This is a genomic window from Gracilimonas qinghaiensis (genome assembly GCF_046602855.1).
Lineage (GTDB): Bacteria > Bacteroidota > Rhodothermia > Balneolales > Balneolaceae > Gracilimonas.
In genome coordinates, this window is the sequence record NZ_JBKINJ010000001.1 from 176,178 (window position 1) to 201,707 (window position 25,530).

At 38.4% G+C, this 25,530-nt stretch carries 28 protein-coding genes and 1 tRNA gene; 18 read left to right on the forward strand and 11 right to left on the reverse strand.

The genetic code is table 11. The features are described 5' to 3' along the window. Positions 1-192: 192 nt before the first annotated feature. The 3 genes from ACKGJO_RS00780 (at position 193) to ACKGJO_RS00790 (ending at position 2,211) form a co-directional block, all read left to right on the forward strand. Positions 193-798 carry a YceI family protein gene (locus ACKGJO_RS00780; RefSeq protein ID WP_411321493.1) on the forward strand — a complete coding sequence of 202 codons (606 nt, stop codon included), beginning with the start codon at positions 193-195 and terminating at the stop codon, positions 796-798. Positions 799-888: 90 nt separating this feature from the next. Beyond that, a complete protein-coding gene (locus tag ACKGJO_RS00785; protein ID WP_411321494.1) occupies positions 889-1,443 on the forward strand; it encodes a DUF6580 family putative transport protein in 555 nt (184 codons plus the stop codon). 48 nt (positions 1,444-1,491) lie between these two features. Beyond that, positions 1,492-2,211 (forward strand): SDR family NAD(P)-dependent oxidoreductase, encoded by a 720-nt coding sequence (locus ACKGJO_RS00790; protein WP_411321495.1) that lies wholly within the window; start codon positions 1,492-1,494, stop codon positions 2,209-2,211. On the opposite strand, the gene ACKGJO_RS00795 is transcribed toward ACKGJO_RS00790, so the two are convergent. The 3 genes from ACKGJO_RS00795 to ACKGJO_RS00805 are packed head-to-tail and all read right to left on the reverse strand — an operon-like array spanning position 2,212 to position 4,010. Continuing rightward, positions 2,212-2,355 carry a DUF2256 domain-containing protein gene (locus tag ACKGJO_RS00795; RefSeq protein WP_411321496.1) on the reverse strand — a complete coding sequence of 48 codons (144 nt, stop codon included), beginning with the start codon at positions 2,353-2,355 and terminating at the stop codon, positions 2,212-2,214. It abuts the gene before it with no gap. Beyond that, positions 2,348-2,608 (reverse strand): DUF3253 domain-containing protein, encoded by a 261-nt coding sequence (locus ACKGJO_RS00800; protein ID WP_411321497.1) that lies wholly within the window; start codon positions 2,606-2,608, stop codon positions 2,348-2,350. The genes ACKGJO_RS00795 and ACKGJO_RS00800 overlap by 8 nt, the downstream gene beginning before the upstream one ends. Beyond that, positions 2,583-4,010: a DASH family cryptochrome gene (locus ACKGJO_RS00805; RefSeq protein ID WP_411321498.1), complete on the reverse strand. Its 1,428-nt coding sequence runs from the start codon at positions 4,008-4,010 to the stop codon at positions 2,583-2,585. Before ACKGJO_RS00805 ends, ACKGJO_RS00800 begins: the two co-directional genes overlap by 26 nt. 176 nt (positions 4,011-4,186) lie before the next feature. Between ACKGJO_RS00805 and ACKGJO_RS00810 the strand changes: the two genes are divergently transcribed. Continuing rightward, positions 4,187-5,197, forward strand: a complete 1,011-nt coding sequence (locus tag ACKGJO_RS00810; protein WP_411321499.1) for an isocitrate/isopropylmalate dehydrogenase family protein — start codon at positions 4,187-4,189, stop codon at positions 5,195-5,197. An 85-nt stretch (positions 5,198-5,282) separates the two neighbouring features. On the opposite strand, the gene ACKGJO_RS00815 is transcribed toward ACKGJO_RS00810, so the two are convergent. Further along, a complete protein-coding gene (locus ACKGJO_RS00815; protein WP_411321500.1) occupies positions 5,283-5,612 on the reverse strand; it encodes a phage holin family protein in 330 nt (109 codons plus the stop codon). Between the two features lie 68 nt (positions 5,613-5,680). On the opposite strand from ACKGJO_RS00815, the gene ACKGJO_RS00820 reads away from it, so the two are divergent. Next, positions 5,681-6,109 (forward strand): GNAT family N-acetyltransferase, encoded by a 429-nt coding sequence (locus ACKGJO_RS00820; RefSeq protein ID WP_411321501.1) that lies wholly within the window; start codon positions 5,681-5,683, stop codon positions 6,107-6,109. Here ACKGJO_RS00820 and ACKGJO_RS00825 read toward each other — a convergent pair. Both ACKGJO_RS00825 and glmS read right to left on the reverse strand, forming a co-directional pair. After that, positions 6,101-6,448, reverse strand: a complete 348-nt coding sequence (locus ACKGJO_RS00825) for an Hpt domain-containing protein (protein ID WP_411321502.1) — start codon at positions 6,446-6,448, stop codon at positions 6,101-6,103. The genes ACKGJO_RS00820 and ACKGJO_RS00825 overlap by 9 nt on opposite strands. 391 nt (positions 6,449-6,839) lie before the next feature. Then, positions 6,840-8,672 (reverse strand): glutamine--fructose-6-phosphate transaminase (isomerizing), encoded by a 1,833-nt coding sequence (gene glmS, locus ACKGJO_RS00830; RefSeq protein WP_411321503.1) that lies wholly within the window; start codon positions 8,670-8,672, stop codon positions 6,840-6,842. Between the two features lie 92 nt (positions 8,673-8,764). On the opposite strand from glmS, the gene ACKGJO_RS00835 reads away from it, so the two are divergent. Beyond that, a complete protein-coding gene (locus ACKGJO_RS00835; protein WP_411321504.1) occupies positions 8,765-9,976 on the forward strand; it encodes a putative sugar nucleotidyl transferase in 1,212 nt (403 codons plus the stop codon). Here ACKGJO_RS00835 and ACKGJO_RS00840 read toward each other — a convergent pair. Beyond that, positions 9,963-10,544, reverse strand: coding sequence for an NlpC/P60 family protein (locus ACKGJO_RS00840; protein ID WP_411321505.1), 582 nt, complete (start codon positions 10,542-10,544; stop codon positions 9,963-9,965). The two genes, ACKGJO_RS00835 and ACKGJO_RS00840, sit on opposite strands and share 14 nt — an antisense overlap. 71 nt (positions 10,545-10,615) lie before the next feature. Between ACKGJO_RS00840 and ACKGJO_RS00845 the strand changes: the two genes are divergently transcribed. The 5 genes from ACKGJO_RS00845 to ACKGJO_RS00865 all read left to right on the forward strand — a co-directional run bounded on the left by ACKGJO_RS00845 (position 10,616) and on the right by ACKGJO_RS00865 (position 17,459). Further along, positions 10,616-11,341, forward strand: a complete 726-nt coding sequence (locus ACKGJO_RS00845) for a pyridoxine 5'-phosphate synthase (RefSeq protein WP_411321506.1) — start codon at positions 10,616-10,618, stop codon at positions 11,339-11,341. Between the two features lie 3 nt (positions 11,342-11,344). Beyond that, positions 11,345-12,238, forward strand: coding sequence for a GntR family transcriptional regulator (locus ACKGJO_RS00850; RefSeq protein ID WP_411321507.1), 894 nt, complete (start codon positions 11,345-11,347; stop codon positions 12,236-12,238). Positions 12,239-12,311: 73 nt separating this feature from the next. Then, a complete protein-coding gene (locus ACKGJO_RS00855) occupies positions 12,312-14,237 on the forward strand; it encodes a DEAD/DEAH box helicase (RefSeq protein ID WP_411321508.1) in 1,926 nt (641 codons plus the stop codon). 158 nt (positions 14,238-14,395) lie between these two features. Further along, a tRNA-Gly gene (locus ACKGJO_RS00860) sits at positions 14,396-14,467 on the forward strand. A 466-nt stretch (positions 14,468-14,933) separates the two neighbouring features. Further along, complete coding sequence (locus tag ACKGJO_RS00865) at positions 14,934-17,459, forward strand: primase-helicase family protein (protein ID WP_411321509.1); 2,526 nt, start codon at positions 14,934-14,936, stop codon at positions 17,457-17,459. Positions 17,460-17,586: 127 nt separating this feature from the next. Here the strand turns inward: ACKGJO_RS00865 and ACKGJO_RS00870 are convergent, their stop codons facing one another. From ACKGJO_RS00870 to ACKGJO_RS00885, 4 genes are all read right to left on the reverse strand, one after another. Next, positions 17,587-18,120: a hypothetical protein gene (locus ACKGJO_RS00870; RefSeq protein WP_411321510.1), complete on the reverse strand. Its 534-nt coding sequence runs from the start codon at positions 18,118-18,120 to the stop codon at positions 17,587-17,589. A gap of 170 nt (positions 18,121-18,290) precedes the next feature. Then, complete coding sequence (locus tag ACKGJO_RS00875) at positions 18,291-18,734, reverse strand: JAB domain-containing protein (protein ID WP_411321511.1); 444 nt, start codon at positions 18,732-18,734, stop codon at positions 18,291-18,293. Positions 18,735-18,793: 59 nt separating this feature from the next. After that, a complete protein-coding gene (locus ACKGJO_RS00880) occupies positions 18,794-19,096 on the reverse strand; it encodes an STAS-like domain-containing protein (protein WP_411321512.1) in 303 nt (100 codons plus the stop codon). Continuing rightward, complete coding sequence (locus tag ACKGJO_RS00885) at positions 19,093-20,025, reverse strand: hypothetical protein (protein WP_411321513.1); 933 nt, start codon at positions 20,023-20,025, stop codon at positions 19,093-19,095. Before ACKGJO_RS00885 ends, ACKGJO_RS00880 begins: the two co-directional genes overlap by 4 nt. Before the next feature lie 443 nt (positions 20,026-20,468). On the opposite strand from ACKGJO_RS00885, the gene ACKGJO_RS00890 reads away from it, so the two are divergent. From ACKGJO_RS00890 to ACKGJO_RS00920, 7 genes are all read left to right on the forward strand, one after another. Next, positions 20,469-20,636 carry a hypothetical protein gene (locus ACKGJO_RS00890; protein WP_411321514.1) on the forward strand — a complete coding sequence of 56 codons (168 nt, stop codon included), beginning with the start codon at positions 20,469-20,471 and terminating at the stop codon, positions 20,634-20,636. A gap of 77 nt (positions 20,637-20,713) precedes the next feature. Beyond that, the gene (locus ACKGJO_RS00895; RefSeq protein ID WP_411321515.1) at positions 20,714-21,067 is read left to right on the forward strand and encodes a hypothetical protein; all 354 of its coding nucleotides are present in this window, start codon (positions 20,714-20,716) and stop codon (positions 21,065-21,067) included. 173 nt (positions 21,068-21,240) lie between these two features. Then, complete coding sequence (locus tag ACKGJO_RS00900; RefSeq protein ID WP_411321516.1) at positions 21,241-22,134, forward strand: hypothetical protein; 894 nt, start codon at positions 21,241-21,243, stop codon at positions 22,132-22,134. A 129-nt stretch (positions 22,135-22,263) separates the two neighbouring features. Continuing rightward, positions 22,264-22,668, forward strand: a complete 405-nt coding sequence (locus tag ACKGJO_RS00905) for a hypothetical protein (protein ID WP_411321517.1) — start codon at positions 22,264-22,266, stop codon at positions 22,666-22,668. A gap of 148 nt (positions 22,669-22,816) precedes the next feature. Next, complete coding sequence (locus ACKGJO_RS00910) at positions 22,817-23,563, forward strand: hypothetical protein (protein ID WP_411321518.1); 747 nt, start codon at positions 22,817-22,819, stop codon at positions 23,561-23,563. Between the two features lie 184 nt (positions 23,564-23,747). Next, entirely contained in the window at positions 23,748-24,503 is a 756-nt protein-coding gene (locus tag ACKGJO_RS00915) for a CFI-box-CTERM domain-containing protein (protein WP_411321519.1), read from the forward strand. 227 nt (positions 24,504-24,730) lie between these two features. Beyond that, entirely contained in the window at positions 24,731-25,474 is a 744-nt protein-coding gene (locus ACKGJO_RS00920) for a DUF932 domain-containing protein (RefSeq protein ID WP_411321520.1), read from the forward strand. Positions 25,475-25,530: the final 56 nt, after the last annotated feature.

The window sequence follows — 25,530 nt, forward strand, 5'->3', positions numbered from 1 at the left end:
AATTATTGGGAAAATGTTCTTTTATGATCATGATTTTACATGATGAAACATGAAATATGTAAGAAATGAATTTGTTAGGACCTCTAAGCAGCATAGAGCCAAATAATTAATTTAATATTAAATGAAATGATAGCTTGATACTAAATGTTTGGCCAACATCTGATCAAGAAAAATCTAAACTAAATAACAAAAATGAAGACACTTAATAAAATAACAACATTATTCGCACTAACTGTATTTGCCGTTTCATCACTTGCAATGGTAAAATTTGCAGCCACCAGCTGGACTATTGATAAAGCTCACAGCGCAATTAACTTTAATGTAACTCACTTCTTTACGCCGGTTAACGGAGAATTCAAAGATTATGAGGCAACTGTAAACTTTGATCCGGAAAATCTGGAAGAAAGCATGATCGATGTTAAGATCATGGTTAATAGTATTGACACTGAGAATGAAAGAAGAGATGGACATTTAAAAACTGCTGATTTCTTTAATGCTGAAAAATGGCCACATATCACCTTTAAAAGTGATAATATTGAAAAAACCGGTGATAATGAGTTTGTTGCTAACGGTACGTTGACAATCAAGGACGTAAGTAAAGACGTAGCACTGCCATTTACACTGCTTGGAGTGATGGATAACCCGATGCAAGAAGGCAAACTAGTAGCCGGTATCAAAGCATCTACAGTAGTAGACAGAACGGATTACACTGTAGGTACAGGTGACTGGGCTTCAGACGCTGTGATAGGCGATGATGTAACGGTTGAGCTGAATTTAGAGCTGAACGCCGATAAATAAATCGGTTATTTCGGAATTTATCAAAGCATCGTTTCATTTGAGGCGATGCTTTTTTTATTTTAGGGATTCACATCAAGTCTAAACAGATCAATGAATAAGAAACGCATACTAGTTTTATCCGGATTTATCTTAATTGCAGCACTCTCACGTGTGTTCCCTCACCCGTATAACTTTGCACCGATGGGGGCCATGGCTATATTTGGAGCTGCTTATTTTACCAATAAGAAGCTTGCGATTCTGTTGCCCTTACTCGCTTTCTTTGTGAGCGACCTATTAGTAAACAATTTACTGTACTCGGGATTCTACGGAGGCTTTACATTATTTACACCTGGTTTTTACTGGATGTACGGCTCAATTGCTTTGATCGTGCTGGCAGGTTTCTTGATCATGAAGAAAGTAAATATGAAAACAATTATTGGAGGAAGTCTTGCCGCATCTATTATCTTCTTTCTGATAACCAATTTTGGAGCATGGTTAGGTAATCCAATGTATCCACAGACGATAGAAGGTTTAATGATGAGCTATACTGCGGGGATCCCATTTTTTCATTATACCATTGCAGGTGACCTGGTTTATTCCGGGGTTATGTTTGGAGCCTTTGAATATGCAAAATTCAAGGTCCCTGCATTGCAACCGATCAAGTAAATGATTTCTGGGCTTCAATGATGAAGCCCTTTTTTATTTCAACAAGCCATGAAAAAGATCATAATTACAGGGGCAACTTCAGGTATTGGCAGAGAGCTTGCCCTGCAGTATGCTTCAAAGGGTAATAAAGTAGGTTTGTTAGGCAGGCGAACTGAGCGGCTTAAAGAGTTGAAAAGTGAGATAGGTGAATTGGCATTTATCAGAACGCTTGATGTGACTGAGCACGATAAAGCTGAACGTATGTATAAAGAGCTCATTGAGGAAATGGGCGGATTGGATATGATGATCCTAAATGCAGGTATGGGCAGAATTCAGATGCTGCCACCGTGGAGGGCAGAATCTAAGCTTATCGAAGTAAACGCACTCGCATTTGCACACGGATGCCATTTTGCCTTTGATTATTTCAAGAAGAACGGAGGCGGTCAAGTTGTGGGTATGTCTTCAATGGCAGCACTTCTAGCTCATCACAGGGCTGCTGCTTATACAGCTTCAAAGCATTTTCTTTCAAATTATTTGGTAGGATTTCGGCAAAAAGCCAGAAGAGTGGATGCTGATATCACTTTGACAGAAGTTCGAGCAGGCTATATTCTCACTGAAATGACAGAAAAAGCCAAAGGAATGTTTTGGGTGGCTGATGTCGAAAAGGCGGCATCACAAATGATAAAGGGAATAGACAGTAAGAAGAATATTTTTTATGTAACCAAACGCTGGAGGCTGATTGCCTGGTTCGCCAAATGTGTACCCGAATTTATATGGAACCGAATCTGATCATTTATTCCTGCGGCACCGTTCACTGCAGTATTTAACATTTTCCCAATCTTTCTCCCATTTTTTGCGCCATTTGAACGAACGTTTACAAACAAGGCAAATCTTTTCCGGTAGATGTGGTTTTCTATAAGATTTATTACTCATCACTATCATGAAGTGATAAACGAACTGGACCTTTAGCCTTATCGATGGTAATGTCCTTACCATTCTGGGTGATACGGATCATATTTTCATTCTGCATTTTACCGGCCACATCTTTCACCTCATCCAGGTGATCTCTCCAAACATCCGAAAAAAGATCTCTTGTGACTTCAGAGGGACACACTGATTTTTTAGAACCTCTTTTTTTAGTGAAAGTTAGAATACGGTTTCTAATTTCTTGCTCTGATTTCTTCATAGCTTTTTTCCAGGTCTATCATAGGTTTGGGATAGGTCTTACCGATTTCAACATTGAATAGAGTTTGTTGTTCGCTACTCATTTTATGGGGTTCGTGAATAAAATCCTTGGGTACATCCTTTAATTCAGGAATCCAGGTACGAACATAATCACCTTCAGCATCATATTTTTGCGCTTGGTTCACAATGTTAAAGTACCGATTCCTTGGGTCATGACCGACGGTTGTATTATACGCCCAATTGCCATAATTACTGCAGGGATCATAATCCAGCAGCAATGACTCAAAATATTCAGCTCCCATTCTCCAGTCAATATTCAAATTTTGAGCTAAAAAACTTGCAACATTTTGTCTGCCCCGATTACTTATATACCCGGTCTTATTTAATTCCCTCATATTAGCATCAATAAAAGGAATTCCTGTGTTACCTTCAGCCCATTTTTTGAATTTCGTTTTATCTGAGTCCCATTCTCTGGATTTTCCCTGTATTCCTGATGGCCAGAATATCTTATCTCCATGTTTCCATGCTGAAAATCTGAAGTAATCCCTCCATATCAGCTCAAATATTAGCCAGTAGGTAGATATATTCTTCTTTCGTTGGTCTTCATATTTTTTGACTTCCCAATATACTTTGCGCGGAGAAAGGCAACCGTTGGCCAGCCACGGAGAGAATTTAGAGGAATAGTCAGCTCCCAACAGCCCATTGCGAGTGAATTTGTAGTTTTTTAGATGATCGCCCTCCCAGATATATTTCTGTAAACGTCCTAAAGCGGCGTCTTCTCCACCTACAAATTTCAGAACACTTCGTTCATCTTTATTTGGATCGATCTCTTGGTTCAGAAGTGCATTTAGTGAGGGCATCTCAGAGGATTCAGAAGGGACAAGGTTTAGAGTATCTGGAGTCGACAGTTCGTTTCTAACTTCTGATTCTTTCTCAGTTTTCTTTCGGTATTGAGTAAAAACTCCCGGAATTTGACCCTTTGTAAACGGTATGTCGTTAATATGGAATAGGGTGCTCTGCCAGACAAAAGTAAGTTTATTGCCTAGTTTCTCTTTCAAGGCTTCTTCAATATCGCTTTCCTCTTTGGTGATCTCTTTGGATGTGAATACAAGATCTATATCGAACTGAGTCACAAGCCGGGGTATGATCTCTTCCGGTTTTCCCTGCTTGATTATCAGATCAGCTTTTAGTTCCCGTAAATTATTTTTTAGGTTTTTCACCGATTGATGCAGAAATTCTACACGGTGAGAAGACGTTTTTGGAAACCCAAAAGAGGTTTTTTCAAAATGTCGCGGATCAAAACAATAGAGTGGGAGTATTTCTTTGGCTTGTGAAGCTTTTATCAGCGCTTCATTGTCATGGATTCGCAGATCATTTCGGAACCAGATTATAGATCGTTTCATAGGCTTTTTAAAGAATAATTTATTTGGCTAAAATTTCATTCCTGCGGAAAATAAATTCTCCCGAAAACATAACTTTAAAAGTTTAAAAAGAATGGCTCGCAATCCGTGATGTCATCACATTTGGATATTAAATTTGATATATTTAAGACTGAAATTTTGAAGAAAAAAAAGAATAAATGAAAAATGTTGTATTGATTCCAGGAGATGGGATCGGACCAGAAATTACAAACTCGGTAACCACTATCCTTGAAAAAGCGGGGGCAGAAATCAATTGGGTAGATGCGAAAGCCGGCCTTAGTGCACAGGACGAACTAGGAACTCCACTGCCTGATGAAACTATAGAGTCAATTGAAGAGCATCGAATTGCCCTAAAAGGTCCACTTACAACACCGGTTGGGTCAGGATTCAGGTCTATTAATGTAGCATTACGTCAGCAGTTTAATCTCTACAGTAACATTCGTCCGGCTCATACTCTCCCAAGTATTGATTCTCCTTTTAGAGACGTTGATATGGTACTCTTTAGGGAGAACACTCAAGGTCTTTATATCGGTAAAGAAAAATGGATCGAAGAGGGTGAAAATAAACGACACTCTGAAGCAATTGCTGTGGTTACTGAAGAGGCAAGCCATAAGATCATAAGGGCTGCTTTTGAATATGCAAAGCAGCATGAACGCAAAAAAGTGACTCTTGTTCATAAGGCAAATATCCTGAAATTGACTACTGGTTTGTTTCTTGAAGTCGGGCGTAAAGTTGCAGAGGATTATCCTGAAATTGAATTTGAAGATCTGATAGTCGATAACATGGCTATGCAAATGGTAATGCGACCACGTCAGTTTGATGTGGTGGTAACTACGAATCTGTTCGGTGATATCCTGTCAGATCTGGCATCGGGATTGGTTGGTGGCTTGGGTGTTACAGGAGCAGCAAACATTGGTGATGATGCAGCTATGTTTGAGGCTGTGCACGGTTCAGCTCCTGACATTGTAGGCAAAAATATAGCCAACCCTCTAGCTCTTTTATTTTCATCATTGATGATGTTGGAACATATCGATCAAAAATCCGTGGCAGAAAATATTCGAAAAGCGATCTATAAAACTCTTGTAGAAAAGAAAGTATACTGCACTCCTGATATAGGAGGAGAAGGAACGACTTCGACCTTTACTCAAGCTGTTTGTGACAACATCTGATTTGGTTGATGATTTATGAGAAAAAACTAAGGCTGCTAATTCAAGGCAGCCTTTTTTATTGCTTTGATAGGTAAATCTTGATGGTTTAACCAAATATTTGAAATAAAACCCAACTGATCACAGACATCACAAATCCAAATAGGAGAGCCCAGCCAAAGCTTTTTACCTTAAATCCCCGTACCATTTGATCAACCAACATGATCAGAAAAGCATTGATCACCCACACAAACAAACCAAAGGTTAGTATGGTAATGGGAAGGCTGAGTATGATGAGTATTGGTTTTATGAAGACGTTGACAATCGCAAGCAATGCGGCTACAAACACAGCACTCCAGAAGTTTTTTATTTCTACACCTTCAAGCAGTGAGGCAGTAGCGTAAACAGATATACTATTTAATAACCAAGCCCAGATCATGACATTTCCTATTAATTAAAAATTCGCTTTTCTTTACGGAAAGTTGTCTAAATTTGTTTCAGTAACTCATGAAAACAGTATACAAATCATACAGCGATCTTTTGAAAAATGAGCTGGAAGACCTATTCAGGTTGCGTCAGCAGGTTTTTATAATAGAGCAACAGTGTTTTTACGAAGACATTGATGGGTACGATGAAAAAGCTGGTCACCTTTTGATCTACGAAGGAGGTATTCTTGCAGGCTATTTAAGAATTTTTGAACCCGGTATTAAGTATGAAGAAGCAAGCTTGGGTAGGATAGTGGTTGCTCCATCTTACCGTGGAACCGGACTTGGTGAAAAGCTCATCAAAAAAGGCATTGAACATTGCAAAGCGGGTAAGATACGAATTGAAGCTCAGGCTGCATTGATCAACTACTATAATGAACTTGGATTTAAGGAAGAGGGTAAAATTTATCCGGTAGATGATATTGACCATATTCAAATGGTCTTATTTTAGTTCTTCAATTTTGGTTTCAAGGTCGCCAGTTATTTCTTTATACCCACTTACAAGCTGATCGATCAAATTGTTGCTTATTTCAACATCCTGATTACCTTTAGCATTATCTTCAATTTTTTTGCAAACTAAATTCAGGTCTGATAAACCTACATACAGCATAGTAGGCTTTACTTTATGGGCTTCGGACGCAACGTTATTCCACTCTTTATTTTCATTTGCCTTCATTAGATTTTGAAGATGCTGAGGAGTTTGATTAATAAATAATTCGATCATTTCAATAATTATTGCATTGTCCCCACCACTCATGTTCTCAAGATAACTTAGGTCGATTTTTCCCATTAATAAAATATTATGGATTAAGAAAGGCAGAAAAGATAAGCAGAATAAAAGGATGTAGCTATAGAAATCTGAAAATTGGATACAGTTAATCTGTTCTCTTCAGATGATCAGAATATTAATACGTAAGTCAGGTTCAGCCGGTAAAGATGACGATACTTACCAGTACCAGAACCACTACTTTAAAGATTATGGCCTTCCAGTTTCTCATTACTATGTGGGTGCAATTATTTTATAGTGAAATGGATACAACGAATTATCCACATAAAAGTCAAGTTATCCACAAAACTTTATTAAGAAATCTTAATAAAGTTTTCTTTGATACACTGTCTCAGAATAGGAAATTTACTTTTAAAGTAGTCTGAGCTGTAAAATAATTCACAGCAAATGTGAATTATTCCACGGTCACACTTTTGGCCAGGTTTCTAGGTTGGTCCACATTTGCTCCTCTGTTTACAGCAACATAATACGAGAGAAGCTGTAGAGGGATCACAGTCAACAGTGGAGTCAGAACATCCATGGTTTCAGGAACTATTGTTTTGAACTCAGCGAGATCTACTACCTCATCGTTATCAGGAGTGGTGATAGCAATGATACGGCCTTTTCGTGCTTTAACTTCCTCAATATTGCTGATCATCTTATCGTTGGTATGCTGAGTAGCGGCAATTACAACTACCGGCATCATTTCATCGATCAATGCGATAGGCCCATGCTTCATTTCGGCAGCGGGGTATCCTTCGGCGTGGATGTAGGAGATTTCCTTAAGCTTAAGTGCGCCTTCCAAGGCGACAGGAAAACTATAGGATCTACCGAGGTAAAGAAAGTTTGGTGCGTATGAAAATAGATTGGATATATTTTTTATCTCGTCAGTGTCATCAAGTATCTCCTGAACTTTAGCTGGAACCTTAGCGAGCTCTTGAATGAGCTTTTTTGCCTCGGAATTTTTCAGAGTTCCTTTGGCCAAGCCTAGCTTGATCGCCATCATGATGAGTACAGTAACTTGCCCTGTAAAAGCCTTGGTTGATGCAACACCGATCTCAGGTCCGGCATGGATGTAAACTCCGGCCTCTGTTTCACGAGCAATGGTTGAACCTACCACGTTTACAACTCCAATCACTGTGGCTCCCCTTTCTTTTGCTTCTCTCAGCGCAGCCAAAGTATCAGCAGTTTCCCCACTTTGAGATATTACAATCATCACATCGCCCGGGCCCACCAGTGGTTCTTTATAACGGAACTCTGAAGCGTATTCCACTTCCACAGGAACTTTAGCCAGGTATTCAAAAAGATATTCGCCGACTAAACCGGAATGCCAGCTTGTTCCACATGCAGCAATAATCAATCGTTTAGCATTTACAAGCTTATCCATTACGTCTTCAATACCACCTAGGGTAATGGTGCCATTTTCTTTATCAATTCGTCCACGAAGACAGTCAGCCAAAGCACGTGGCTGCTCAAAGATCTCTTTCAGCATGAAATGATCATAACCGCCTTTTTCAATTTCCTCAAGGCTTAGGGCTAGCTCGTGAATCTCTTTAGTGAGTTCAACATTGTCAGCTGTTTCAACTATGAAGTTGTCTTTGGTTATTACAGCCAGTTCACCATCATCAAGGTAAACCACTTTATCAGTATAAGCAGCAACAGCTGATGCATCTGATGCGATCAACATTTCACCATCACCCACACCTAGCAACAGGGGTGATCCTTTTCTTGCAACAACGATCTGTTCCTGGAAGTCGGAGTGAACCACGGCAATTCCGTAAGTGCCATGAACCTGATGTAAGGCAAATTGAACAGCCTTTTTGAGAGAACCTGAGTCTTTTTTCAGGAAGCTTTCGATCAATTTAGCCAGCACTTCCGTATCAGTGTCAGAGTAAAAACTATAACCTTCTTCTTTTAACTTTTTCTTTAGCGTATTGTAGTTCTCAATTATCCCATTGTGGACAAGGGCTAGTTTTCCACTTTGGATAGTATGGGGGTGAGAGTTGATATCGTTCGGTTCGCCATGAGTTGCCCAACGGGTATGGCCTATACCTATAGTACCCTTTTCAGTGTCTCCGACTAACTTTTCAAGGTTAGAAACTTTCCCTTTTCCTTTGGTGATATTCAGTGAACCGTTTAATATGGCTATACCTGCTGAATCGTATCCTCTGTATTCAAGTCTCTTGAGGCCATCTATAATAACTTTACTGGCTTGTTTGTCGCCAACGTACCCGACTATTCCGCACATATGGTATACTTCTTAAATAATTTTATTTGTTTGCGATAATGCGTAAATATAAGGGGTATTAAATTGAATAACGATTACGATTTTTTGAAATTATGTCTACACAGTTAGATATTCAGATCTGTTTTTTTGAAGATGTAAAAACAAATAATTTTCATCCCCTTACACTAACACGTCCCGTGGATGATCTTAGAGTTGGGATTTATACGATCAGGCAAAAATGGTTACTTTCACTGGGATTGAACCGATACGGCCGGACACTTCGAAATAGCCTTTCGGGTGTTTTCAGCCGAAATGAGATCGACTCTGATAAACCGGTTCTATGGATCAATTCCCGTTTCCTGCCTTCAGATAATCTTACAGGGCAGATTTATGAACTTGAATTGGGACGACAATTAGTATCAAAAGGGGTGACTGCTGCAGCTTTAGTTTCAGCAGCCGAGTCTTTGAATATGTACAAGCAAAATGAATTTACTGCAGAGGGATTAAAGGTTCAGGAGCTTTCAGAGGCGATACATTTGGAGCATATATGGGATTTACTGTCACTCAACTCCTTTGAAATATCAAAAGACTTACCACTTACAGGATTACATTCTACACAAGTGTCAGATGAAGTGGAATATCCTGGAATTCATGACCCTGAAAATACCTACATAGGTAAAAATGTTTCTATAGAACCCGGATGTCATATTCTGGCAACAGAGGGACCGGTAGTCATTATGAAAAATGCCCATATTGAGGCCGGCTGTATCATAAAAGGACCGGTAGTGATTGGTGCCGGGGCAACTGTCAAAACGGGTGGCAAATTATCAGGAGGAACAACTATTGGCCCGGTTTGCAAAGTGGGCGGTGAAGTATCAAACTGTATCTTTCATTCCTATTCCAATAAAGCCCACGATGGTTTTGCAGGAAACTCAATATTCGGGCAGTGGGTGAATCTCGGAGCTGATACCAATACCTCAAATCTCAAAAACAACTACAGTACGGTTAGGTTGCCTGAGTGGGAGAACCGAAAAGATGTTGAAACCGGACAACAATTTTTAGGAACAGTTATGGCAGACCATTCCAAAACGGCAATAAACTCGATGCTGAATACCGGAACGATCTGTGGTGTGAGTTCGAATATATTCATAAGCGGATTCCCACCTAAATACATACCATCATTTTCTTGGGTTGGCTCTGCTGAATACGGTGAGTACGAGTTCGAGAAAGCTATTGAAGCCATGAAGGCGATGATGAAGCGTCGTGATGTTAAACTGAGTCCGCAGTACGAAAAAATGATGAATCAGATCTTCAGGAATCGATAGAATTTTCTTTTAGCACTTTTCGGAAAGCTAAAAATGAGGACTCCCAATAGGGATGGGTAAGTTTAGATATGGTGACGCCTTCAGATGTTGAAGCGTGTAGGAATTCAATGGAGTTCACCATGATACCAACATGATATGTTCGCCTTCCTGTTTTAAAGAAAACCATATCTCCGGGGGTTACCCTCCGTTTCCCCACCGGTTTACCAAACTGCATTTGGTCCAAAGTGGTGCGCGGCAGGATCACAGAAAAGTAATCTTCAAATACTACCTGTATAAAAGCCGAACAATCGATGCCACTATAACCGGTGCCGCCCAAAATGTATGGGATGCCTTTCCAGTCACTATAGGCCAGTTTAAGAATTTCCTGTCGTTCACGGATCATTGATGATGCTTCAGAACTTACACTGATCATTGGTTCATATGCTGTTGTTGCCGAATCTTCGGGTGTGTAATCTGCAGAGTGAGTCGGCTGGAAAGAACCCCGCTTAACCGTACCACATCCTGTTAAGGGGATCAGGAGTGAAGTCAGAAAAAAAAGTGATATGATCTTAAAACCGTATTGTTTCATTATCTGTAAATATAAACGGATATGCTTACTTTTGATGATATATTCAAAAATAAATAAAGACTGACACATAAATGAAACTACTCGTTAATATTGATCATGTTGCAACATTGAGAAATGCGAGGGGAGAAGGCTATCCTGATCCGATCGAAGCTGCCAGAATATGTGAAGAGGCAGGTGCTGCAGGAATCGTATTTCATCTTCGGGGAGATCGCAGGCACATTCGGGATGAAGATGTATATAGATTGAAAGAGCATGTGCGCGGTAAACTCGATTTTGAGATGGCGGCAAGCGAAGAGATGATCGATATTTGTGTGGAAGTCGATCCTCATTTATGTACACTTGTTCCTGAAGGCAGAGAGGAATTGACTACAGAGGGCGGTCTGGATATGGAAGCTGTTTATGAGGATTATGAGAAAAGGGTCTTTCCAAAAATTCGGAAAACAGATATTGAGATCAGCTTATTCCTCGATCCAAATCTACGAGATATAGAGCTGGCGCATCAGTTAGGTACAGATGCCATTGAATTGCATACCGGAACTTTTGCCAATGCTGAAGCTTCCAAAAAACAACACGAATTAACGAGATTGCGAAAAGCAGCAAACCTGGCGAATGATCTGGGAATGAAAGTAAATGCAGGTCACGGATTAAACCTGGATAATCTCCCTGATCTTTTGGAAACTATTCCGGTTCTCAATGAAGTAAGTATCGGTCATGCATTGATAAGTAAATCGTTATTTTGGGGATTGGACAAGACAGTGAAAACATACACAGAGATCATTAAGGATTATTCCGGATAATAGGTGAAAACTTCCGCAAAACATATCGCAGACCGGATTCGGTTGATGATCGCCACCAAGCAGTTTCAGGTGGGAGAGGTTTTACCATCCACCAGGGAGTTGGGTCAACAGCTCGAAGCTAGTTTTCATACAGTGAGAAAAGCTTATCATATTCTGGAAGACGAAGGATTGATCTTGGGAGAACAGGGTCGGGGCTTCACCGTGAAAAACCAGAATACGCTGCTGGATAAGTCAGCCCGACTTGAAGTCGGAGGAGAAAAAGTTCAGGCTCTGGTAGAGGAATTGGTTGGTTATGGCTTGGATGAATCTGAGATCGAATTGTTATTTCAGGAACAGCTTAGCTTTATGGAATGGCCTGATCGTATTCAAACTTCTGCAAGTGTGGGTGAAAATCACGAGTTAGGGCGTATGCTTTCGGATGCCATCAAAAAACAGGTAGGAGTGAAAAGTGAGGTGATCAGCGTAAGTGACTATGAAAAAGCGGCAAAATATGACGCACTATTTGTACCTATTCATTTGATGAGCCATTTCCAAAGTTTGAGAGAAAGTCTTTTGGTGCTGCCGATCGTTTATGATTACGATCCGGATATTTTATTGTCGATGGTGGATAGAGCTGCAATTGATACCATTGGGCTAGTAACCGGTTCAGAAGAAACCATTCCCAAGATCATTGACGAATTAAAGCGTTCGGTTCATTTTGAGGGATCCTTTGTGGCTGGTACGATCTACGGAAAATCATTGCCTTTGTTTGTTCGGGAGTCTGACCTGATATTATATACTTCGGATAGTGCAAGATTGGTGGAGCAAAAGGTCCCACAGAAAAACCGGCTAAGACTTGATTACCTTCTCTCAGAAAAAAGCTCCGAAATGATCCGTGCAGAATTATGGGATCAGTAAATTTTAAATTAATAATGTTGAATGTGAAATGGGAGGCTCATTTCACATTCAACATTTAACACTCAGTATTACTTTGATCAAAAAAGTTATTCAGCAGGCAATAGATGCCATTGAAAAAGAAATTTTAGCGGTAAGAGAGACTCCATCAACTGATGTACTCTTTGGCGGTGAACTGGAAAAAATTTCGGGAGAGTATATTTATACATTCGAGTCGCAAAACCGCGGACTTCGTTTTGCTGAGGAAGTTAGAGCCAAAGTGGACTCAAAGGAATACAAGGTTAATGTAGTAGAATTCAAGGACAAAAAAGTCCGCCTCGAATTTTCCGAAAATGTTGGAAGTAAGATCAATGAAACTTTCCTCGAGTGGGAAAATGATTTTGTGCTCAAAAAAATGGAAGAGCACTTGTTTAAACTTCAGGACAAGGCAGAGGAAGTGCCACAGCTTAAGGCTCTACTCGAACCTTCTGACTATTTCAAGAAGGAATCCGAGTCAGTTCAAATCCAAGTCGATGATCTGAGAAATGAAGCACAAAAGGATGCGATCGAAAAATCTCTCAAAAATAATATTCTTTATGTATGGGGACCTCCTGGTACAGGAAAAACGGCAACGCTTGGCTACATCGTGGCTAATTTGTTGAATCAAGATAAGCGGGTTTTGTTTGTATCAAATACCAACCGTGCAGTGGATGTAGGACTACTGAGTGTACTGGATGCATTATCTGAGATCAAACCCGGATTCAATCTGCAAAACACCACACGATATGGTGAAGCCGCTCTGGATGATGCTCGCCTAGATGACATACTTTTTGAGCATCAGGTAAAAACGAAGCTTGATGGGCGAAAAGCAGATGCAGTTCAGCTTTCCAATCTCCTGAGTAACTATGAAAAACTTCAGGAGACCGTAGATGATATGATGAGGAACGGAGAAGAGGTACCTGAAAAACTTGATCTTGAATGTCAGCTTTCTGCAAATAAAATGGATGAATACGGTGGAAAGGAAGCTGTGGAGATTGAGATCGATCGACTGCTGAATCTAAATGAAAGATACGAACTGAAGAAAAAACAGTTGGTGGCAACAACGCTTGCAAAAGTGTGTACCTCCGAATTGTTCTATAACATCAGTTATGATGCGGTTGTGGTTGACGAGGGTTCCATGGCAGGTATTCCGTACATGTTATTAATGGCAGGAAAGAGTAAGAAACATCTTATCGTAGCCGGAGATCCGATGCAGCTTCCGCCGATCGCTATAACGGATCATAGAAAATCGAGGGAATTTCTGGAACAGGATATTTTCACCTATGTATCTAAATCGAAATCAACAGAAGATCTTTTCAATTGGCACGACTTCAACCCGAATTTCACTTCATTTTTCGATGTCCAATACCGGATGAAAGATGATCTTGCGGGAGTGATCAGCTCTGTATTTTACGAGGGACGATTAAAATCTGGACAGCCTGCAGATGGCCGGAATCTTGATAACGGGGATTCAGCATCAGTGGCACTTATTGATACAGCTAAATACAATCCGGTTTTGGAGCAGGAGTCTGAAGAGAAGGGATTTAAGCCGATCAACGAAGTTCACATGCGTCTTATTGAAGAAAGTGTGAAGCGACTCACAAAAAACCATGCTTCGGAAAATATTGGTATCATTGTTCCATTCAGGAATAGTGTGTATAAGGTCAGAAATCATCTGTGGGAAAAAGGTTATCGGGATATTGAAGTTGGAACGATCCACACATTTCAGGGCCGGGAAAAACCAGTGATCATATTTGATACGGTTATGAGTGGCGAATGGCAAAATGGGGGCCTAAGACATTATTCGGTTCGGCCATTTGATGAGAAAAAGAATGGACTTTCAGTTCCAAGGCTATTGAACGTGGCTTTTTCCCGAAGTAAGGAATTGTTGGTAATCATAGCTGATATGGGACATATACAGAAAGTTTACGGAAATAAATTTTTAGGAAGGCTGCTCGGCTCTGTAAAAGAGATCTCTATTTGATCAGGATGGCAGGATTATTATTCTGTGTTTTTAAGATATTTGTTTGATCTGAATGTGATGCAAAAAGAATGAAAAGATATTTCAAAAAAAGAGTTGAATAGTATCGAAAATAGCCCTTATATTTGTGGCCCTTTAAGAAATGAAATTTATTGACACATGCGGGAATAGCTCAGTGGTAGAGCACAACCTTGCCAAGGTTGGGGTCGCGAGTTCGAATCTCGTTTCCCGCTCAAGACAAAAGCTCTCTGATTAACTTCAGAGGGCTTTTTTTGTTTTCAGTAAGGAAGCCTGTTCATGTTTTCTAATGAGATTTTACGTTCTCGTACTGAGATTATACTGAGATTTTACCTAACTATCCAACGCTCATCTTTTCAAATTCCCAATAGTAATACGATAGTAATCACTAAGGTTTTGGGCTTATTTGTACTCAAATTTGGCACACTTCGTATTCAATTTCCAGTGTTTAAGTGGCCGAGGATCTACTTATTTTGAATTTACCTTACAAATTCAGAAAATACACACTATTTTATTCGCTGACTCTTCCCACACTCTCCGAAATAGCTAACATCCAGGCTCTTCTTACATTATACCCCTAAGTATTCGTTTATTAGATTTCTTTAATATTCTTGCTATTCAATTAGCGCCCGGCTTTATTTATGTTAAATTTAACAACAAATACTAGATAATATTAAATTTATGTCCATTACAAAAAATTATTTTAGAAAGCTAAATAGAGCTGATATTTCATTTATTCTTAAAAACCTAAACATCAATGCCAATGCTACTGAAGGTTGGGTTACCGTAAAATCACCCTTAAGAGACGATAAAACCCCTTCTTTTGGTATAAATGTAGAAACCGGCTCATGGAAAGACCATGCTACTAATGAGCACGGCTCCATCATAGACCTGATCAAGGAGGTCAAAGGGTTTCAAGACAACATTGAGGTGAAGAAATGGCTGGATGATCTCTTGAATAGAAAAACATCCAATGTAAACGAATATTCAGGCTCTTCATTTGAGATTGACGATTCATTCAAAGATCCAATAGACAGGATTCCAGATATACCATTAAGCGAGATAGCGAATCGAAAGGGAAGCTTTGAAGAGCCAAGTTATATAGAAATCAGTGAATACGAAGACTCAGAACTAATTGAGCAAATCCTCGATCACGATGGCTTAAAGCCTTCAACGCTAGAGATATTCAATTGCAAATTGACCTCTGACTACGGCGATCTTGAGTTAGTAATGCCCTACCCAACGGGTGGTCAGCGCTACAACCGTGTAAATGGTGAAAAGCACATACGACAACTTGATGGAAGTAAACCCACGGAATCATTTTTTGGCATACAGAACCACGAGGCTAAAGAAACCCTTATTATTGCTAAATCACCAAGAGAAGCTATGCTGGTTGATCAGGAATTGGGCGATAAATATGCTGTTATTGGGCTTTGCGGTGCTGAAAGCTCTAAACTCACCGTTAGTCAGCAGTCAATTATAAAAGAGCTCAGAGGTGTTCATGAAACAGTTATTACAATCTTGGACTGTGACACAGATAAAGCTCATGACATTGCTAAAGGTTTAGCGAAAAACATCAAATCGATAACCCGTGATCATTGCGATGTGAAGTATCTAAATATCCATGATATTTCTAATGGGAAGCATAAAGATCTTGCAGATTTATATAGAGACAAACGAAAGCTATCACTTGACCTAGTTAAGGCATGTGAGGTTAAAGAACAACCTGTTATCAATTCAAAAGACAGGTTTTGGAATAGTAAAGGTAAAATAAATAACGCAAGACTCCTGGAATTTCTTGAAAGAGAAGGTCTATTCAAGCGCTATACAGGAACAGATTATGTTTCCTACCGGGATGATGGCACATTCATTTATGAGGTCTCAGAACACCAAATAAGAGATCACGTTAGAGAATATCTTGACGCCATTCCACGCGAGGTTTTATCCGAGGATCTTAAAAATGAAGTTGTTAGCAGGCTAATTACAATGAATGCCTCAAACCTTTTGCACTCTGCGAAGAACAAAGAGCACTTAAACCTATCCAAAGATGGTAAAGAATTCAGTCTCTTATTCTATAAAGATGTTTACATCAAAGTAACCCAGAATGGTGTTGAATACTTTAAGTATACAGAACTAAAAGGCTCGACATGGCATTCAGAGTTAATTCCACGATCGGCACCAAAAAACGTTACAAATTCTCGTGGTGAATATGAAGAATTTATCGAAATGGCTACTGGAAATGATGCAAAACGAAAGAGAAGCGCTATGCAATGCATCGGTTACATGCTCCACAGATTTAAAAATAAGGCTGTAGTAAAGGCTGTAATACTGACCGATGAGAAAATTGGAGAAAACAACACTTCAAACGGTGGAACAGGTAAAACCATTTTTGCGAAATCTTTAGAACATATCAGGCCGATACATACAATTCCCGGCAAACAGTTTGATTCTGGTCACCGTTTTGCATTTATGGATTATCAGGAAAAATATCGGATTATTTTGATTGATGATGTTCGTGAAAACTTTGACTTCACAGGTTTATTCACGGTGATTACAGGAGAATTGCCTGTAGAGCGTAAACACGAAAATCGGACTACTATACCATTTGACAGATCTCCAAAAATCATTCTTACATCTAATGATCCTATACTAGGCAAAGGAGATAGTTTTAGAAGACGACAATTTATCCTTGAGTTTGCATCAACGTTTAACTCAAGGTTTACACCACTCGAGCACTTTGGTCACCTGCTCTTTGATGATTGGGATGAACAGGAGTGGTATAAGTTTGACTCCTTTATGATCAGATGTCTCCAAGAATACCTAAAAAATGGGTTAAATCAGGTACTCGTCAACTATGGATTGAGGCAAATCATAACTGAAACAACTCAATCTTTCTTTGAGTGGGCTGAGGAATATCTTGAATTAAATGTCGAGTATGACCAACGCCGGTTGTTTAGAGGGTTATCCGAAACAAAAGTAACTTATGATGAGGGTTCCGTTAAGCCAAAAAACAGTAAAGGTGAATATTTCCCGTCCTTCCGTATGATTGACAGTAAAGCACTATTAGATAGTCAAATCCGCACTTTTAAGACTTATCTTGAGAAATACTGCGAGTATAAAGGATGGTTAATGAATAGTCGAAACACTGATGGAAATACCTTAATATGGTTTGTTAAGGTAGAGGAAGAGGAAGAGGAAGATAAATAATCATATAAAGGGGGCTTTTAGCCCCTTTTTTTATCTTTAAAACAGTGCTGAAGTGCCGAAGCTGTAAGCATTTAAACAAGTAAAAAGTCTCACATTGTATCTTGACTATAAACTCAATAAAATGCCCCTATTCTACTTTACAAATGTCGCCTTTTGGCTCTGTTATAAAATTACAATACGGTACAGCTGCATCTGGCGAAAGGTTTTCTATAAATGCTTCAGAAACACCATTATTTTTGGTTTTATAGTTTTTTCCAACTCGGAACTGTAATTTGGTTAGAGGCTCTAAATTATCCTCAAGTACCTTCACAGATATTGTATCTGGGTGGTTCTTAACTAAGAAGTAAGACTTTCTTAGCTGTTCAGGAGTAAACTCACAATAATCATAAAATGATATTATAGCCGGTTCCTCAAAAGGTATCACCCCATTTATTAAATCAGGGTGCCCGGTGAAGCGCTCAATAGGCATTACGTTACTACTACTAATCACATTCTCTACATCCCAGTTATTCCAATGTGTTCTGATGTATTCATATTTACCTGTAGTTGTAACAAAGAAGGTCATGCCATCACTTCCATAATTCTTTATGTCAGCTATTAATGTCTCATCTTCATTATGCTTTGCACCTCGCAAAAAAACTTCAAAATCTTTGTTGTCCATATTATAATGTCTAAAAATTTAAGGTTAAATGGCTTATTTAAACCAATATATGTGCCATTTTGAATCACATTAAGTTTTTGACATAAATACCCGCTGCCTGTCAGTAAAGTAGGGCAAAGTGTCAGTCTTTAATAACTATTAACCTAAAAAAGAGAGCCGAAGCCCTCCTATCACATTAAACCTTCATTTCGGAGGGATGTATATCCGGACCTAATGAGAATAATATGATCGTCAACCGGGATACCGAGGAGCTTACCAGCCTCTACTGTACGTTTTGTAAGCTGCACGTCAGCTGTTGATGCTTTTTTATTACCACTAGGGTGATTATGAGCAAGAATTATAGAATTTGCCTTCCCAAGCAGAGCAACCTGGAATATTTGTGCTGTATCTACGATCGTGGCGGTCGATCCCCCAGAGGATATTAAACTATGACCTAACACGTGCTTCATGTTGTCCAGAATAACGATTAAGAATTCTTCTTTTAATTCAAGATGATCATCATTCCAGATTGATCTTAGATAAGCAGCAGCTTCTTCCGGGCTTGTAATGGTTGGTAGGCTTTCGATCGGCACGGTTGATTTATAAGCTAATGTAACTTCTGTGATTTGTGGCATGGTATAAGGGTTTGTTGAGGTTTATGAGGCTGTTAAGGCTTCATTATTCTTATACCTAATTATTTACTATCTCGGTTTTGAATTGAACTTGATATACCTCTATTTATAATTTTTAATAGTCTCTCGTTATTTTCAGCTCCATCTAACTTAAATTTCACTTTTGATTTAAAATCTTCACCCATTTCTATATAAAGCTCACCAAATAACTCTTTACAAAACCCTGTAGACAAACTTTTTACTTCAGTTAGATCGAATTGAATTTCTGTTACATTTTCAATTTTCCCTAATAATTCATTTTTAATCTTTACCCCAAGTACTCTTGGACCTAAAGTCTTTCCATATTCAGATAATTTAATTTTCATAATGTAATTTGGTGATCTTCAAGATAATTTTCCACATTTCTTCCGTTCATTATTTCTTCAAACTTAGTATCAATTTGGGCTTTAATCTTCAAGTAAACTAGTGTACCATTATCAAATCCACCTATACCTGTCCTTGTGGAACTATTTGTTACATTAACACTTCTACCTGAACTCCAAATATGCAACTCACCACTGTTTGATTTGATAAGCTCCGAAGAACTATATAAACCGTAACCTGGACTACTGTTAGGATGACCAGTTACCTTTTCTTCAAGAGCTTTTTTAAGTATCTGATCAGTTGAGAAGTTACGGTACTTTTCTTTGCTTTTAAGGCTATTTGCTATGCCCTGACCCAAATCTAGTATAGCAATTTCAACACCACTTTTGTATGAGAATGACTGAAAATATATTGGTTTAGGATACTCTTCAGTGTAATAACATTTATACCCATGAGTGCCTGCATTATCCCAAATTTCATTTAATATGTAATCCAGTGAAGCAAATGTATTTTTTGTGCATTCTGTCCTATCCTTAACATGGTCCATTATTTTATTATGAACTTGTAAACATTCATCAGTACAACTGCAACGCTCTAAAGGAACAGCGTAATTCGATATGGATTTTACATAAGAGTCATGAAACAATTCCTCAAGGGTATATAGGCCCCATGATTGTAAAATTTTTGTTACTCGACTACTTTTTTTATATCGGATATAGGTTTCAATAGTAGGATTTCTCTCTTTATAAATATCCCTAAAAGCACTCAATAATACAGTCCCTGCAGGATTGATGAAATTGCATTTAGATATGTCAAATGTTACACGGTCATATTGTTCTATCACTTTTAAAAATGCAGTGGATAACTCAAATAAGTCACTGATTTTTTTTCCGGTCAATCTCGCTGGAACATTTATTGTATAATTATTCACTAATCAGGTTTTGTTTCGGTTAAATTTAAAATATACTATTTAAATTGTTGTTTTAGGTAGGATACTAGTGTACATGTAAACACCGAGACTTGTATCAAATAACATGCTATTAGGTAAACTAGATAAAAAGATTATTGTAATCACCTAAAAAGAAGGCAATTTAAATGACTGAGTTCATTGACGCACCTCTAGAGCCGATAAGCCAGACCCGGAAACACAACTTTGACCCTTATCTTAAAAGCGACATTTTAGATCATAAAAAAAACTTTGTAAGGATTTGCTCCGAAATCGCTCTAACTAGTGAAGGTATCCCTTGGAAGGATAATGAAAACGAAGAGGTCGGTTTATAAAAGCATAAACATCAGCTACCCATGCTGTTTGCTGCATTCCGCCTCTTCATTTTATTTCCATGGAAGGAGTATTGAAATAGAAATCAGTTTCTAATGACAGAAGAAGAACTCAGACTTACAAAAGGCATCCACCATTTAGTCCGGGGAGATCTACCCTGGGAAGAGTCTTGGGAGCTGCTAAGTGAGATTACCGGCTCCAGTGATTGGATTGGATATTGGGAAACTGAGAAAATGCTGATGCAGTTATACAGCAAAAGCTAACTTAGCTTGTGGTCAACAAAATTAATTAGTTAATTCTGATATAGTCTAGGGATACACAACCATATATAGGGGAAGTCATGCAAATAACTAAATTACTTCAAACCTCGTCTTTCAATAGTCTGATTGCTGTCATTCTGGTTGCTATGGTTCTTATTTTCTTCAATGACCCTGATCCCGATCTGGAAAAAAGAGTAACTAAAATTGAAGAAAGCCTTTCAAACAAGGATGCAGTTCAGAACAACGAGAATAGAACCCAGAACCGCGAAAATTGGCGACAGCTAAGAGAGGGCATGTCACAAGATAAAGTTGAAGAGTTGTTGGGGCCGCCACAGCATATCGAAGGTGGATCAATATCAATTTGGAGATATACGAATGGAGGTTCAGTAACTTTTATGGATGGCAAAGTAAACAGCTGGAGTGAACCACTCTAGGCTATTAAAAACACAGATTCTTTCATAATAACTACCTTAATTTTAATCCCCGCGCCCGTATGCGCAGGGCCGTTATATGGCTTAGCTCACAATTTAAATCATTTATTTGCATATCATGAGCTTGTTTAAGTATTTAGATGCTAATATTGGACCAAATTTTAATCATCAAGAAAATGAGAAACATAATAATATCACTTTCTATATTTATACTGTTATTGTCAGGATGTAGTAACAATACAGATAAAAATGGACCGAATATTGTTGAAATTGTGGCTAAAGAATATGCTTTTGAGTCTCCGGAAAAGATTCCAGCTGGTTGGACTCGTTTTCGAATGGTTAACGAGGGTAATGAAGAACATTTCATGCTCATTAATCCCTTGTCAGAAGGAATTAGTATAGATGCTATTCGAGAAGGTGGACGTTTTATTCAAGGGCTTCACAATCAGTATGATAAAGATCTTATCACTAAAGAAGACATATATGACTCTCTTTCTACGGCTTTTGGAAAACCTAATAGCGAAGTAAATTATAATGGTGGGCCGGGTTTCGTATCAATGGGGCATACAACAGAGGCAACGACTTACTTGGAACCGGGTCGGTATGTTATCGAATGCTATATTCGTGCCCCAAATGGTGTTCAACATAATGTGCTCGGCATGATGAAATTGCTTGAGGTCACAGATAACGACACTTCATCTGAAGCACCTGATGCTGATGAAACGATTGTTCTCAATAATAACAATATAATTGCTGAAGATAGCCTAGAAAAAGGCAATTATACTTTTGCTATTGATTTTAAAGAACATCCTGAGGGATATATTGGTAATGATATACACTTAGTGCAATTAAATGGAGATACGGAACTAGATACGGTAGCAAAGTGGATGGATGTCTTTGAAAAGGATGGACTTGTGTCACCAGCACCTGTAAAATTTCTCGGTGGGACACATGAGAGACCTAAAGGTGAAACTGCTTATTTTACCGTAGATCTTGCGCCAGGAGAATATGCTTGGATCTCAGAACTAGATTTTTCTGATAGAAAATGGAAGAAATTTACTGTTAAATAAATACCAGTTTCAAAGCCCTATAACCTGCGCATTAACTGGGGACGCGGACGTGCCGATAGTTCCAGAGTTGCTTGTTTAAAAATTATAGCCGTTTATTAAATCATAACTTATGCACCAAAACGGATGATTATGGAAAGTAGAATAATAGATGCTTTTAGAACTTCAGTACTATTTGTATGCTTACTTACATTGATCAGTTGTGCAACTGGATCGTCTATTGTGACGGGAACAGTGAGGCCAGCCATCAATCCAGATGACGTAAAACTTTATCTCGAGCCACCAATGGAATACGAGACAATTGGTATTGTAGAGGCTTCAAGTGATGTCGAAATCTCTTCTCAAGCCGCTACAGATCGAGCGATCAAAGAGTTGAAAAAACAAGCGGCAAAGATTGGAGCTAATGGTGTACTCATTACTAATACTGAAAGTAAATCTGGTGACGTAGTTGGGTTTTACTCTGGAGGTGTTTTCTATGGGGATGCAAGTGAAACAAAGACTGCGAAAGGAAGAGCGATATATGTAATTCGAGAATAAACATAGCACGTTAAAAAGGACTTTGGCAAGTAGCCAGTCTTCCCCCATTGGTTATTGGTTCTCTTCATATATAAATCCATCTATCCACCAATAGTCTGCGCTCGGTGTGTGCTTAACTATAATCAAGTTTTCAATCCATTTTTTATAGATGAATAAAGACACAAAATTAAACGAGAAATTATACCAGTACTTAGCACACCTTTTCGATACCAAAACAACATATGATGTTCATGAGTTTTTGATTCATTCCGAAATTCATATAGAGAGGGACTACAGTTCAAGTTTCAGAAATGCTAAAAAACTTGGACTAATAGTTGATCCAGAAATTTACAAGAAATATCAGGGCAAATTAAATCAATTTAAGGATATGATATCTGCAAAATTCGATGAATTCAGCAATAGCTATATTACAAATGTAAAAATCTTTCCAAACTTAAATAAGTTTCAAATTCTAAATAATAGAATAACACCAATTAATACCCCCTGGGAAGAAGTTAACTCTGACCAGAATATATTGTTAAATCAACTTCGAACCGCAAGTGAAAATGTAGATTATCAAAATATTGGTAATACTTCGAGAACATTACTTCAAAAAGTATCAAACATAGTTTTTGATTTAGAAAAACATAAAGCACATGATAAATCAATTGACCTGAGTGAGGGAAAATTTAAGAATAGACTACATACCTATATTAAAACAGAATTAGGAGGTAGCAGTAATAAAGAATTGAGAGACTATTCTGTTTCTGTAATTACAACTGCTGAAAAATCAGTTGATTTAGCTAATAAATTAACTCATGATATAAATGCTAATTTAATGATGGCAGAATCATGTGTCATTAGCACAATTACTGCAATAAGTATTATTAAATTGATTGAAGATAAACCAGAATGAAGGCACACATAATTAAACTAAATATATAGCCTACTAACAACTCTTCAAATGGTTGCCACTTACTCTTATTTGTCCATTTTGTTTTTCTTTATGTCAAATAGTAAAATAGATTTGAATTAATCTAGACCGGTGCGCCAATATGTGCAGCTCGTTATACATTTTTTTATGAACCAAAATTACACGTATGGAATCAAATGCTAGAAAAGCCTTAAATACACACAAAGTATTTCTTACTAAATCCAGAAAGTTAGTAGGTAAAGAGCATGAGAAATTTTTTGTTTTATCATTACGAGCAGCCGAAAATTTTTGCAAGATTTTAGAACCTAAACTTGATGAGCATAATTTTGGATTATCAACTGCAGAGCTTATGGAGCTCTCCCAAGAACAATTCAATAATTTATACAAGTTACTTCTGTCTTATTTTTCAATAATCTTGACAGAACAATCTATTTCTGGATCGCGGCATGAACGAATTTCGTTGGCAAGATCAATAGTTGGAAATGAGTATGTCGATATACTGAAGAATAACATTGATTACCGAAGTGATTTTAAAAAGTTTTTAACAACCACTACGGACACAGCCACAGATCAGGTAATAGTCATTTTAAAAATTACTAATCCAGACAAGGAGCAAATCGAGCAAGCTTTAGTATACATGGCATACGAGTATATCAGGCCAAGTCTAAATAAGCTGGGAAAAAACAAGTTTTGTTATGTAGCTACAGATATATATCAAGATCAAGATCACCCCAAAGTAGTCCTACTAAGGAAATTTAGAGATGAGTATCTCATCACAAATAAGGTAGGTCGCTATTTTGTTGCAAAGTATTATGAGAATTCTCCTAAGCTAATAAGTAACAAATTTTACATTCTAGCCATGAGAAAACCGACGAAATATATACTTGATGTGCTGACATTAATTCTAAGAAAAAGAATTTAAATTTGTTTCGACGTTATTTTGATCATGCTTCGAGCCCTTGCTCCTGACCGCATGGAGGCTTACCCGTTTACCTAAACCTTCCACAGATATATTTATTGGCTTCTAAATTAATAGATCTGGTAAAGGAAAATGATAGCTAAAGCCCCCCTGAACCTGACTTAAAGAGATTTTTCCAATTTTTATGGCATAAGAATACAGAACAAAATCTGTAACTAAATCTTAATGTCATGACAACTCAACTACTTACACAATGCGGTTCCCAGCGCTGTTCACTTGAACAGTTGCTTACGATACCTGAACCCCAAAAAACCCGTTCATATACTCCGCTCAATCATTATGATTTTGCGATAACCACCCGTAACATAGCCTCAGACCTTTTGCAAGGATTCCAGTTTGATGGAGATTCTTATGCACTCAGTAGCGATGGTAATAAAATGTTTGGTGTACTTACCTTTCGTAAAAACTCAGATCAACAGCCCGAAGATCTGAAAGTTGCCATCGGAATTAGAAATTCACACAACAAAACTCTTTCGGCTGGTCTGGTAATAGGAAGCACCGTGTTGGTATGCGATAATCTCATGTTTGCCGGCGATATAAAAGTCATGCGGAAGCATCAAGGCTCTGAGATGCATGAAGACCTGCACGACCAAATTGTAACGGCCATTTACAAGAGCCAGCATCAATTTAGCCAACTGGGTGAAGACATGCTTCGTATGAAACAAACGCCTATGACCCGGAAAGAGAAGTTTGAGTTCCTGGGCATCCTGACAGGTGAAGGAATTCTTTCTCCAACGCAGTCTACAGCCGCTTATCGAGAGGCTTGGGAGCCTGCACATGAAGAGTTCGAGGTTGATTCACTATGGGCCGGGTATAACTGCGCAACTGAGGCCCTTAAAAGTTCTCCAGTGGATAAGATCATCCAGCGTCATAGTAAGTTGCATGAATACACTCGCCAGCTTTACCTCAACTAATCATGAGCAAGCTTGAACGATTGATACTAATCATAGGGGAACTGACGAAAGAACTG